Here is an 11,967-nt window from a genome sequence, read left to right on the forward strand (position 1 = left end):
TGATTGACTGTAACCCCGAGGAAACGGAGACCAGGGAGACCAGCATGGACACTCAGAAGGTCGTTTTCACCAACAAGGACCTGGACCTGCGCCTGGCGGGGCTGCTCCGCCTGCCCAGCGACTTCGACCTCAGCCGGAACTACCCGGCCGTCGTCGTCACCGGGCCGATGCTCTCGGTCAAGGAGCAGGCGCAGAGCATCTACGCCGAGCGCCTGACCGAGCTCGGCTACGTGACCCTCGTCTTCGACGGTTCCTACTTCGGCCAGAGCGAGGGCACGCCGCGTCAGCTGGAGCTGCCCGACGTCAAGGAGACCGACATCGAGGGAGCAGTCGACTTCCTCCAGTCCCTTCCCTTCGTCGACGACGAGCGCATCGGCGGCCTGGGCATCTGCGGCTCCGGCTCCTACATGTCCGTCGCGGGCGTCAAGGAGCCGCGACTGAAGGCGATCACCGCGATCGTTCCCGCGATCTCCGACATCTCGACCTCGGCGATGGCCGGCTTCTTCAGGCCCGAGGAGGAGGTGCGGGCCGCCAAGACCGCCTACGAGAAGGGCGAGGGCGAGCTGGAGCACCTCAACTTCATGCCGCGCGCCTTCGAGGAGGGCGCCGCCTACTACTACTCCACCCGCGGCACCCACCCTCGCTGGAGCAACGACGTCGTCGCCTGGAGCCAACTCGAACTGGTCTCCTACAACGTCCCCGAGATCATGAAGGGCATGACCAAGCCCTACCTCGTCGTCACCGGCGAGAACGCCTGGAACCGTGAGGCCTCCACTGAGGTCTTCGAGGCCGTACCGGGGCAGAACAAGCAGATGCACGTCATCGGCGAGGCGGGCCACTTCGACATGTACGACCTGGCCCCTTACGTCTCCAAGGCCTTCGAGGTCATCGGCCCCTTCTTCGCCGAGAACCTGTGACGATCACGGACTGTCCTACAAGGTCCGTCGTCGGGTCCTAAGAAGTCACGTCAACTCGGGGCTGCCACGCGCATATCGGGGACTGCGACCTTCTCCGAGGACTGCGTTTTCCCGCAGATGACTGGGGTCTGGTCCCAGTCATCTGCGAGAGAAGTACGTCCCGGACGGATAACGCAGTCCTCGATAGGCGCAGCCGGCCCCTCTCTACCCGGTCTGGGCGGAGCGGTAGTACATGACCGCGACCTGGGTGCGGTTGCGCAGGCCCAGCTTGGCCAGGATCGAGCTGATGTGGTTGCGCACCGTGCCCTCGCTCATGAACAGCCGCGCCGCCGCCTCGGCGTTGTCCAGGCCCTCGGCCACGGCCTCGACCACCTCGTACTCACGGTCGGTCAGGGCCGCGAAGACCGTGCCCCGCAGGTCCTCGCGGCTCCCGCCCGGCTGCGCCTGACTCTGCTGACCCGACCGCGCACTCAGCCCCATGGTGGCGCTGCGCTCAAGCACCTCCCCCTCCAGCACGCACACCCCGGCCATGACCGAGCGCAACGCCGGGGCCACCTGGGCGACGTCCTGCTTGATGAGGTAGCCGCGCGACCCCATCTTGAGGGCGCGCACGATGTACTCGTCGTCGGAGAAGGTGGTGAGGAAGACGATGCGCGCTCCTGCGTCCTCGGCCAGGATCCGCTCGGCCGCGCTGAGCCCGTCGCCGCCGGGCATTTGGATGTCCATGAGGAGGATGTCGGGGGCCAGCTCCCGGTACCGCTCGACGGCCTCCGGCCCCGATCCTCCCAGGCCGACGACGTCGACGTCGTCCTCGACCGACAGGATCGTGGACAGGGACTGGGCGACGAGGGCGTCGTCGTCGACGATGAGGACCTTCATGATGTTCCTTCCCTGTCTGCCTGGTTCCTGGGGATCGTGGCGAAGACCGTGAACCGTGGCCGCGGGGTGATCCGGACCCGGCCGCCCAGCGCCTCGACCCGCTCGGTCATGGAGCGCAGGCCCAGGCCCGAGCTCCCACCACCATCGACGGCCGGCTCGCCCTCGGCGGGGACGATGCCGTCATTGTCGACCGCGACCTGCCAGAACGCAGGGTAGTCGGTGACCGCCACGCGGGCCGAGTGGGCCCCGCCGTGGCGGGCGGCGTTGGTGAGGGCCTCGCGCACCACGGCGACGACGCAGCGAGCCACCGCCGGCGGCGGCTCGACGTCGGTGGAGCACTCGACGCTCACGGCGGCGATACCGCAGCGCGAGCCCAGCAGGTTGAGGGAGGTGGCCAGCTCCTCGCCCTCATCGGACAGGGCGTGGACGGATCGGCGCATGGAGTCCAGGGCCTCGTCGAGCCCCTCATCGAGAACAGCCAGGTCGTCGACGACGCCCGGCTCGCCCCGGTGGGTGACCTGCAGGGCCTTGACCTGCAGCAGGAGGCGGGTGAGCAGGTGCCCGACGCCGTCGTGGATCTCCCGGGCGATCCTGGTGCGCTCGGACAGGGCGGCGGCGCGCAGCTCGTGGTCCTGGGCCTGGAGCAGCCGGGCGTTCGTGTCCTGCAGGGTCAGGACCTTCTCACGCAGGTCGTCTCGCACGGTGTGCAGGCTCCTGCGCGTCTCCTCCTCCTGGGTGGTGCGCAGCGCCAGGAGAACCGCGAGCGCGCAGACGACCAGGGCGAGGGCCAACACGGGAGTGCCCGGAACCTGCCGGGCCACGACAACCACGAACGGGAGGCAGCCGATGGCCGCCACCATCCGTTCTCTCCGGGACCCGACGACGGCGAGGCGGGACAGGTCGTAGGCGACCAATGGCGCCCCGGGCACGGAGGCCGTCGTGAGGATGCCCAGCAGGAGGTAGGCGGCCGGGACGGCGACGACCCAGCGGTGCTGATCGGCGAGCGTACTCAGCCCGCCGGCGGTCACGGCCGCGAGCAGCCAGACCACGCCGGCCGCGTCCGCCTCCCCGATGAGCAGGGCCAGCAGGAGGCAGCCGCACAGGATCACGCCTTTGTCGACCAGGACCTTCACACCTCGATTATCGACGATCGCCGCAGCGCATGGAGCCGGCAAGCAGCTTCGGTGACCCCGCTCGCGAATCTCATGACAGAAGTCATGGCTGCCCGCCCAGGTCATGACAGCGGGCACTTCTGAGCCGGCTGCTCCCGCAGGAGCATGGGAGTCATGAGCCGGCAGACACCGGTGGAGGAGAAGAGGAGCCGAGATGGAAGTCAAGGACAAGGACGGGGACACCGGCCAGGCCGTCGAGGTCGAGTCCCTGGTCAAGCGCTACGGGGAGCTGGTCGCGGTCGACGGCCTGTCCCTGAGGATCCCGCGCGGGCAGGTGCTGGGGCTGCTCGGCCCCAACGGCTCGGGCAAGACGACGACGATCAGCTGCATCCTCCAGCTGCTCACCTATGACAAGGGCTCGATCCGCGTCTTCGGTGAGCCGATGACGCCCACCGCCTACGGGCTCAAGCGCCGCATCGGCGTGGTACCCCAGGACGTGGCCGTCTTCGATGAGCTGACCGTGGCGGAGAACGTCAACGCCTTCTGCGCCCTCTATGTGCGTGACCGCGCCGAGCGGCGTCGCCTGGTGGCCGAGGCGATCGCCTTCGTGGGCCTGGAGAAATTCGTGAGGTTCAAGCCAAAAAAGCTCTCCGGAGGCCTGCTGCGCCGCCTCAACATCGCCTGCGGGATCGCCCACGGCCCTGACCTCATCATCCTGGACGAGCCCACGGTCGCCGTCGACCCGCAGAGCCGGAGCGCCATCCTCGACGGCATCAAGCGCCTCAACGAGCGGGGCGCCACCGTCATCTACACGAGCCACTACATGGAGGAGGTGGAGCAGCTGTGCGACCGGATCGTCATCATGGACTCCGGCCGGCAGGTCGCCTCCGGCACCTCCGATGAGCTCAAGGCCATGATCGGAACCGGTGAGCGCATCCGGGTCGGGATCGTCGACCCCGTCCCCCTGGGAGAGGAGGCGCTGGAGACGCTGCGGCGCCTGGAGCACGTGCGCACGGCGACCTATCGGGAGGGAGAGGTCACCGTCGAGTGCTCCTCCGGCTCGCACAACCTCTCCGACGTCATGCGGGCGCTGGACGAGGCGGGGGCGACCTGCGGCCGGGTGACCTCAGAGCCCCCGACCCTCAACGACGTCTTCCTGGAGATCACCGGGCGGGCCCTGCGCGACGAGGCGGCCTGAGATGCTGACCGTCTTCTCCTACCAGGTGCTCAGGCTCCTGCGCGACCGGGTCCTGCTCGTGTGGACCCTCGGCTTCCCGGTCGTCCTGTCCCTCATCTTCATGGCGATGTTCTCCAACCTGGACAAGGCCTACGAGGCCACCCCCATGAGCTTCGGCATCGTCCAGGACGAGGCCTACCGGACGGCACCCGGGCTGGACGCCGTCGTCGAGCAGATCTCCGCCGACGACGCCGATCCCCACCTCATCACCAAGGTCACCCACCCCACCGCCTCCGAGGCCGCGGCCGCCGCGAAGCGGGGAGACACCAACGGCTACCTGGCCGTCGAGGACGGCGAGCCCGTCCTGCACGTGACCCAGAAGGGCAACGAGGCCGAGACGACCCGGGTCCTGCGGGTGGTCATGGACTCCTACACCCAGGCCCGGGCCGAGCACGAGGCGATCCTCGAGGCCGGGACGCCGCCGGAGCAGGTGGCCGCACTCCAGGCCGACCGCTCCTTCACCCGCTCGATCTCAGTGACGCCGACCCCGGTCAAGCCCGAGACGCAGTACTACTTCTCGCTGCTGGCCTTCGCCTGCGGCATGGGGACGACCGTCGCGCTGGTCGCCGTGCAGGGCATCATGGCCACCTCGCACCTGGGGGCGCGCCAGACCATGGCCGGCCTGCCGCGGTGGAAGGTCCTCACAGCCACGCTCGCGGCCTCCTGGGTGAGTGTCCTGGGTTGCCTGCTCGTCGCCTTCGTCTTCATGGCCACGGTGGTGGGCGTGGACTTCGGCCCTCACGTACTCCTGTGCCTGGTGGCGATCGGGGTGTGCAGCCTCATGTCCAGCGCCGCAGGCGCCGCACTGGGGACCCTCGGGAGAGTGAACGTCGGGATGGTCTCGGGGATCACCTCCCTGCTGTCACTGTTCACCGGCCTGTACGGGCCCGCGGCCCAGTCGCTGGCCACCAGTGTGGAGCACAACGTCCCGCTGCTGGCGCAGGCCAACCCCCTGTGGCAGGCGGCCCGCTGCTTCTACGGGCTGCTCTACTACGACTCCCTGACCCCCTTCGCCCGCAGCTGCGCGGCCCTGCTGGGCATGACCTGCCTGTTCCTGACCATTGCCCTGATCCGTGCCCGGAGGATGAACCATGAGCACCTTTAAGACGTGTCTGAGAATCGTGGCCGCCCACCGGGCCTACGTCCTCATCTACCTGGTGGTGATGTCCCTGTTCGGTCTGCTGACCGGGGTGGCCCGCTCCGAGGACTACTCCGGCCAGGTCACGAGGGCCACGGCCAGCGTGGCCGTCATCGACCGCGACGACTCCGCGGTCTCCCACGGAATCCGGGACTACGTCGAGTCCGTCGGCAAGGTTCAGCCGCTTGAGGACTCCAGGCAGGCCATTCAGGACGCCACCGCGCAGAACCGCATCAACTACGTCCTCATCATTCCCTCCGGCTACGGGCAGGACCTTCAGCAGGCCGCACGTCAGGGCACCGAGCCTCCCCGGATGGACACGGTCATCAGCTACGAGTCGGCCTCGGGGGCGCTGATGGACGTGCGCACCAGCTCCTACACGGGGCAGGTGGCCGACTACCTGTCGACACTCACAGACGACCCGGCGCGCGCCGTCGCCCTGGCCAAGGACACGATGGACCACTCCACCGCGGCCGAGCGGATCGCCCAGGACACGACTCCCCTGCCGCACCGCCTCGTCGTCTACGCCAGGTTCTCCTTCTACCCGCTCCTGGCCTTCGCGGTCGTGACCATCTCGACGCTCATGACGTCGCTGGGGCGCCGCGCGGTCCGCTCCCGCCTCGACGCCGCCCCGGTCAGTGGCCGGACCCGGAACCTCGGGCTGCTGGGCGCGTGCCTCATCGTCGGCGCCGTCGGGTGGCTGTGGATCCTCGGTCTGGGGGTCGCGGCCTTCGGGGCCGACGCCGTGGCGACCTCGGCCCCGCTCCTGGGGGTGGTCGGGGCGGCCCTGGGCGCCTACATGCTCGTGGCGGTCTCGGTGGGATTCCTCATGGGGCAGATCGGCCTGGGCCAGCACGCGGCCAACGCCATCGCCAATATCGGCGGCATGGCGCTGTCCTTCCTGGCCGGAGCCTGGGTCCCCACCGAGTGGCTGCCCGACGCCGTCGCCCAGGTCGCCAGGCTCACGCCCGGGTACTGGGCGGACCAGGCGATCTCCGGGGCCTACACCGCCACCTCGATGTCCGCCGACGTCATCGGCCCCCTGCTCGTCAACTGCGGGATCTGCGCCCTGTTCGCCGTCGCGATCTTCGCCATCGCCATGGCCGTGGGCCGCACCCGGGCGCGGTCATCGCTGTGAGGCGTCCTGCCCGGCCGACGTCACCCGATCGGTCGTCGAGCCGGGCAGCGCCCCCTCACCGGGGCGGGCCAGCGGGCCCACGAGCTCATGGGCCCGGTAAGGCTCCTCGAGGAAGGCGACCTCCTCCTCGGTGAGTCTCAGGTCAAGGGCCCGCACGGCGTCGTCGACTCGGCTCGGACGTGAGCAGCCGACGATGGGGGCGGCCACGCCCTTGGCCCACAGCCAGGCCAGGGCGACGTCGGACATGGCCACCCCGTGGCGCTCGGCGAGAGAGGCGACACGCTCGATGATGGGCATGTCGGTCTCCCGCTCACGGTCGTACTTGCCACGCATGGTGGCGTCGGTGGTGGAGCGCACCGAGTCGGAGTCCCAGGTGGGGCGCGTCAGGTGCCCGGAGGCCAGCGGGCTGTAGGGGGTCAGTGACATGCCGTACTGGCGGCACACGGGGATCATCTCCCGCTCGTCCTCGCGGTAGAGCAGGTTGTAGTGGTTCTGCATGGAGGCGAACCGGGTCCAGCCGTGGGCGTCGGCCACCGCCTGCATGTTGTGCAGCTGATAGGCGTACATGGCCGATGCCCCCAGGGCCCGCACCTTCCCGGAGCGCACGAGGGAGTCGAGGGCCTCCATGGTCTCCTCGACGGGGGTGTCGTAGTCGAAGCGGTGGATGATGTAGAGGTCGAGGTAGTCGGTACCCAGGCGCTTGAGGGTCCCGTCGATCTCACGCTCGATGGCCGCGCGCGACAGGTGCCCCTCGTTGAAGTAGACCTTGGAGGCCAGCACCACGTCCTCGCGCCTGACACCGAGGTTCTTCAACGAGGTCCCGATGAACTCCTCGCTCGTGCCGTAGGCGTAGACGTTGGCGGTGTCGATGAAGTTGACGCCCAGCTCCAGGGCACGGGCGATGACGGCCTGGGTGGTCTCCTGGTCGATGACCCACTGGTGGAAGTCCGGGAAGACCTTCCCGAAGCTCATCCCTCCGATGCACAGCCGGGGGATGGTGATGTCCGTGGTGCCGAGCTGGGTGTACTGCATCATCTGTCCTTTCAGGATCGAGCGGCTCCCTACTGCCGACGGCGACGACAGTCCTGTGTCCGCGCCTCGTGGAGGCCCGTGGAAGACGATAGAAGCGGATCGGTCTCACCGGGCGCTCGTTTTCGACGCTACCACGGCCTGCTCCGCACGATCCCGGCCCTGGGTGGTTCTGCCAGGCCCCGGCAGGTCCCGCGAGGGCCCTGATCCGGGAGACGGTTCACGCGAGCTCGGCGGCCAGGAGGTCCAGGCCCACGCTGCCCAGGCCGATGCCGCGGTTGTGGAAGGCCCGCAGGTCGAGCTCCTCCCCCGCCGCCCGGGCCCGACGCCGGGCCCGGACCCGCCCCTCCAGCCAGACCCGCTCGCCGAGCACGTAGGACAGGCCCTGAGCCGGCCAGCCCAGCTGCTTGTCCACCTCGAACCGGATGAAGCCCTCCCCCAGGACGGTGTGGGCGCGCAGCGCCGCCTCGACCGTGGTCCGGTCCCACTGCGCGCTGCCGCCGGCACCGGGCAGGGAGGCTATCTCATCCGGTACCGGAAGCCAGGAGTGGACGCCGAGGTCGACCAGGATCCTCACGATCCGCCAGCGCCTCGCCGCGAGCCAGCCGAAGCGGTCGGCCGGCCCGCTCAGCAGCCCGGTCTCGAGCGCGAGCCTCTCCGCGTACAGGGCCCAGCCCTCGTTGCATCCGGGGACCTTCCCCAGGTGCCGCTGCCACAGGCTCAGGGAGGCATCGAGGCTCTGCGCGCCGGAGTGGGCGTGATGCCCGGGAACCGACTCGTGCAGGACCGTGGTGCGCTCCGCCCAGGGCCAGACCGTCTCGTCTCCGACGGCGAAGGAGCGCAGGACCCTGCCGGGAAGGCCGCGGCCGGGGTCGGGCTCCTCGTAGTGGACGCCGCCGCCGGGAGCATCGAGCAGGACCTCCGGGCGCCCCAGGGCATCGGGCACGTCGAGCAGGCGCCCGACGACGGCGTCCCACGCCTCGTCAGCCACGTCCTTGGCCCAGCGCGGGAAGTCCTCGGGGCTCATCCCGGTGGTGGGATCGGTGCGCAGGTGGGCGTCGAGGTCGGCGGCCCGGGCGCCGGGACCCAGGACCTCGGTGGCCAGGGCGTCCTGGGCGGCGACGACGTCGGCCAGCTCCTGGCGCGCCCACTGGTAGACCTCGGCGGCGTCGAAGGAGGTGCCGAGCATACGGCGCACCCAGCGGGCGTGGCGCTGCGGCCCCACGCCCTCGCGCGGTGAGGTGAGCCGGGCCAGCTCACCGCGCAGGTAGACACCCAGGTCGGCTGCCGCCCGGGCGGCGTCGTCGGCGGCGACCTGGAGGTCTCGTGCCAGGGCGCCCTCCGGCGCAGCGAGATCGCCGCCCAGGTCGCCGCGGGCTCGGGAGGTCATGAGGCGCGCCAGCTCGTCGGTCTGCCGGGCGACGGCCTCGACCTGGCCGCGGGGAGGCGTGACGCCCCGGGCGGCACTGGCCGCCAGGGAGTCGCGAATGCCCGCAAGGGCTCGGGGCGCGGCGCGGTACCTGGCGGCCAGGCCCGCCCAGTCCGGCCTGGCCGAGCCGGGGCCGGGAGGCTCGGTGGGCAGGGCGGCGAGCAGGCGACGCACGCGCTGGAGGGGCGAGGTGAGGATGTTGAGCTCGGCGCCCTGGTCACCGGAGTCGATGAGCTCGATGGAGGTCTCCAGGCGGTCGAGCAGGTGGGCGCGCAGGACCCGCACCGCCCGGGGCGCTGTGGCCCACGGATCACCATCCCGAGAGCCGCTGGTCCGGGGAGCAGCGTTGCCCTCGTCATCGTCTCCGACGTCGTCGCCCCTGGCTCCGGGTGCACTCGCAGGCCCGGGCGGCTCGACGTCGTGGACGAGGCGGCGCAGCCTGCGCTCGACGATGCTGCGCTCGGCCAGCGCCTCGGGGCCGGTCTCTGACAGGAGCACGCGGCTGGGCAGGCCGGTGGCCTCCGCTGCGACGGGATCCTGCGCGGCCAGGAGCCGGGCGTAGTCATCGGCCAGGTCGATCAGTCGGGTGCGCACCGGCCCCCAGGCGTCCCCGATTTCCCGGATCTCCCGGGCGTGCACGCTCACACCTCCGGGTGGCGGGCGGCCCGGGCGCTGCGCTCGCGCCACTCGGCCAGGGTCGCGGCGGGCCCGGCCTCCTCGGCGGGTGGCTCGGAGGCGGCCAGGCCCTCGACCCGGTCGGGGCGGAACTCGCGGCCGCGGGCGACCACCAGGCGCAGGTCGTGCAGGACAGTCAGGTCCTCGCGCGGGTCCCCGGCGACGGCAATGAGGTCGGCCTCGAAGCCGGGGGCCAGCACCCCGGTGACGCCGGCACGTCCGATGGCGGCGGCGGCCCGGGAGGTGGCGGCCAGCAGCACCTCGGTGCGGGGCAGTCCCACGGCCTCCAGGGCCCTCAGCCCACCGACGTAGGCGCGCTGCGGGGAGGCGGGGATGCCGGCGTCGTGGCCGGCGACGATCCGCACCCCGTGCTCCCACAGCCGGCGGGCGGGCGGGGCGAAGGCGGGGTCGGCCGCGATGATGCCGGGCAGGCCGGCGACGATCGTGCAGTCGACGTAGACGCCTGCACGCGCCATCTCGTCGGCCAAGTGGGGGTCGAACTCGGTGCGCCCGGCCGCCGAGACGAAGGAGGCGTGAGCGATGTAGTCCACCCCGGCACGCACGGCCCGCTCGATGCCCTGGGTGCCGTGGGCGTGAGCAGCCGTCCACCTGCCCAGACGGTGGGCCTCGTCGAACAGGACCCGCAGCTCCTCGGTGGTGAACTGGGCGAACCAGGGCGCGGAGCCTCCGGTCATGAAACCGCCGGTGGCCATCACCTTGATCGTGTCGGCCCCCATGAGGTGGTGGTGGCGAACCTGGTGGCGGATCTCGTCCAGGGAGTCGGCGGCCCCGCCGGCGTGGTGGGCGTGCCCACCGGTGGTGGTGATCTGCGGCCCGGAGGCGATGATCCGTGGCCCGCGCAGCTCTCCGGCGTCGACGGCGTCGCGCAGGGCGACGTCGACGTAGTGGCGCGCCCCGAGGGACTGGACGCCGGTGACGCCCTCGCTGAGCAGCTCGCGCGCGGCACGAGCGGCGTTGAGGGTCAGGCGGGCGACCTCGTGCGGCCCGTAGTCGGGGTACTCGACGTCGGTGTCGGAGGTGGGCAGGTGGTCATGGGTCTCGATGAGCCCGGGCATGAGGGTGGTCCCCGGCAGGTCCACTCGCCTGATCTCTCGGGGGTCGACGTCGGGGAGGAGCTCGCCCAGGCGCCCTTCGAGCTCGACCGAGGTTCCGACGGCCAGGATGTCCCGTCCTCGCAGGAGAACGGCCCCGCCCCGGCCGGCCGCACGCGCCTCGGCCGCCTCCGCCTCGCTGTGGATGTCGGACTGGATGCCGGACTGGATGCCGATGGTCTCAAGACTGCCCTCGGCCTGGCCGCGCCGGCCGGTGAGGACCCGGTCGGCACTCACCAGGGCGGCCGAGCACCCGTCGAGGCGCTCACCGCCGTCGGTAGGAGGGGTGGTCCAGCCTGCGGCGCCCCCGGCCCGGGTGGACACGGTGGGCGAATCGGGCGCAGTGGGTTCAGCGGGCTGATCGGTCATGGCGGGTCCTTGGTCGGCGGTCGGGATGCGGCGGGCTCGGCCGGGCGGGCGGTTCCCGTATCTCGGGCGGTGTCTCAGACAACGCTGTCACAGGTTGCCACAGATACTGTCCCAGATCCTCGCCCGTCCTCTCTCGGGACGAGTGGCCCGAAGGACCTCAGAGCCCACTGAGCCGGCCGGCTCGTCGGGCCTCGGTCCAGCCGCGCAGCTGCTCCCAGCTGCCGGCTCCACCGGGCCCGGAGAACAGGGGCGAGCCACCCAGGTGCTCGCGGTTCGCGGGCGCGTTCCAGCGCTCGGTGGGATTGCCGTCGACCGGTTTGCCGTCCCCGGGCTCACCGAAGGCGCTGCGCCAGGTGCCGTCCTTGCGCGGCAGGATCCCGTTGGCGCGGTCCTCGCGTTCGGTGGCGAATCCGGGGGTGGCGTGCAGGTCGCGGGCGTAGGCCCACAGATTCGGGAAGTCAGTGATCCGCGCCGCCGCACCCAGCTCAGCCGGGAACGACGGACGATAACCCTGATCGAACGACGCCAACGTGACGAACAACCGCACATCGGAGTCCGTCAACCGCTCCCCGAACAGATACCGACGAGAAGCCAACCGGAAGTCCAGCTCCGCAAGCCTGGCCTCCCACACCCCCTTCGCCACCCGGGCAGCCCCCAGAGAACCAGCGAACAACACCTTGTACGGACCATTATTCACATCATCGAACAACTGCTGATTCAACGCATCAATCTCATCACGCAGACCCACCGGATACAGATCCGGGGCCCCCACCCCATGCAACGACCGCCACGCCGTAGCCCACTCATAGGACAACTGGAGTGCGTGGTGTTTCTCGGACAGGGGGAGTTTTTCTTCCCGTGAGTCGATAGGATGGAGACCATGCCAGCAGCGAAATACTCAGAGGAGTTCAAGGCCCAGGTCGTGCGTGAGG

At 70.5% G+C, this 11,967-nt stretch carries 10 protein-coding genes; 4 read left to right on the forward strand and 6 right to left on the reverse strand.

Going from position 1 to position 11,967, the window contains the following annotated elements; all coding sequences use genetic code 11:
- The first annotated feature begins 44 nt into the window (after positions 1-44).
- Positions 45-917 carry an alpha/beta hydrolase gene (locus tag HCR68_RS09215; RefSeq protein ID WP_167148794.1) on the forward strand — a complete coding sequence of 291 codons (873 nt, stop codon included), beginning with the start codon at positions 45-47 and terminating at the stop codon, positions 915-917.
- 204 nt (positions 918-1,121) lie between these two features.
- Here HCR68_RS09215 and HCR68_RS09220 read toward each other — a convergent pair whose 3' ends face one another.
- Entirely contained in the window at positions 1,122-1,796 is a 675-nt protein-coding gene (locus HCR68_RS09220) for a response regulator transcription factor (protein WP_167148796.1), read from the reverse strand.
- Positions 1,793-2,929, reverse strand: coding sequence for a histidine kinase (locus HCR68_RS09225; RefSeq protein ID WP_243859028.1), 1,137 nt, complete (start codon positions 2,927-2,929; stop codon positions 1,793-1,795). The genes HCR68_RS09220 and HCR68_RS09225 overlap by 4 nt, the downstream gene beginning before the upstream one ends.
- A 193-nt stretch (positions 2,930-3,122) precedes the next feature.
- On the opposite strand from HCR68_RS09225, the gene HCR68_RS09230 reads away from it, so the two are divergent.
- From HCR68_RS09230 to HCR68_RS09240, 3 genes are read left to right on the forward strand one after another with little or no spacing between them, the layout of a single operon-like run.
- Complete coding sequence (locus HCR68_RS09230; protein WP_167148799.1) at positions 3,123-4,106, forward strand: ABC transporter ATP-binding protein; 984 nt, start codon at positions 3,123-3,125, stop codon at positions 4,104-4,106.
- A gap of 1 nt (position 4,107) precedes the next feature.
- Positions 4,108-5,250: an ABC transporter permease gene (locus tag HCR68_RS09235; RefSeq protein ID WP_167148801.1), complete on the forward strand. Its 1,143-nt coding sequence runs from the start codon at positions 4,108-4,110 to the stop codon at positions 5,248-5,250.
- A complete protein-coding gene (locus HCR68_RS09240) occupies positions 5,237-6,421 on the forward strand; it encodes an ABC transporter permease (protein ID WP_167148803.1) in 1,185 nt (394 codons plus the stop codon). The genes HCR68_RS09235 and HCR68_RS09240 overlap by 14 nt, the downstream gene beginning before the upstream one ends.
- Here HCR68_RS09240 and HCR68_RS09245 read toward each other — a convergent pair.
- From HCR68_RS09245 to HCR68_RS09260, 4 genes are all read right to left on the reverse strand, one after another.
- A complete protein-coding gene (locus tag HCR68_RS09245) occupies positions 6,410-7,456 on the reverse strand; it encodes an aldo/keto reductase (RefSeq protein WP_167148805.1) in 1,047 nt (348 codons plus the stop codon). The genes HCR68_RS09240 and HCR68_RS09245 overlap by 12 nt on opposite strands.
- A 214-nt stretch (positions 7,457-7,670) precedes the next feature.
- A complete protein-coding gene (locus HCR68_RS09250) occupies positions 7,671-9,524 on the reverse strand; it encodes a DUF885 domain-containing protein (RefSeq protein ID WP_167148806.1) in 1,854 nt (617 codons plus the stop codon).
- Positions 9,521-11,035: an amidohydrolase family protein gene (locus tag HCR68_RS09255; protein ID WP_208320556.1), complete on the reverse strand. Its 1,515-nt coding sequence runs from the start codon at positions 11,033-11,035 to the stop codon at positions 9,521-9,523. The genes HCR68_RS09250 and HCR68_RS09255 overlap by 4 nt, the downstream gene beginning before the upstream one ends.
- Before the next feature lie 157 nt (positions 11,036-11,192).
- On the reverse strand, positions 11,193-11,783 hold the full coding sequence (locus HCR68_RS09260; protein WP_208320557.1) for a glutathione S-transferase C-terminal domain-containing protein: 591 nt from the start codon (positions 11,781-11,783) through the stop codon (positions 11,193-11,195).
- Between the last annotated feature and the right edge of the window lie 184 nt (positions 11,784-11,967).

It is taken from the genome of Actinomyces sp. ZJ308 (assembly GCF_011752065.1).
In the GTDB taxonomy this organism is placed as follows: domain Bacteria; phylum Actinomycetota; class Actinomycetes; order Actinomycetales; family Actinomycetaceae; genus Actinomyces.

What these genes read in the sequence shown, in the direction of transcription:
- HCR68_RS09215 (WP_167148794.1), top strand. Translation starts at nt 45, where the DNA reads ATGGACACTCAGAAGGTCGTTTTCACCAACAAGGACCTGGACCTGCGC.
- HCR68_RS09220 (WP_167148796.1), bottom strand. Translation starts at nt 1,796, where the DNA reads ATGAAGGTCCTCATCGTCGACGACGACGCCCTCGTCGCCCAGTCCCTG.
- HCR68_RS09230 (WP_167148799.1), top strand. Translation starts at nt 3,123, where the DNA reads ATGGAAGTCAAGGACAAGGACGGGGACACCGGCCAGGCCGTCGAGGTC.
- HCR68_RS09235 (WP_167148801.1), top strand. Translation starts at nt 4,108, where the DNA reads ATGCTGACCGTCTTCTCCTACCAGGTGCTCAGGCTCCTGCGCGACCGG.
- HCR68_RS09240 (WP_167148803.1), top strand. Translation starts at nt 5,237, where the DNA reads ATGAGCACCTTTAAGACGTGTCTGAGAATCGTGGCCGCCCACCGGGCC.
- HCR68_RS09245 (WP_167148805.1), bottom strand. Translation starts at nt 7,456, where the DNA reads ATGATGCAGTACACCCAGCTCGGCACCACGGACATCACCATCCCCCGG.
- HCR68_RS09255 (WP_208320556.1), bottom strand. Translation starts at nt 11,035, where the DNA reads ATGACCGATCAGCCCGCTGAACCCACTGCGCCCGATTCGCCCACCGTG.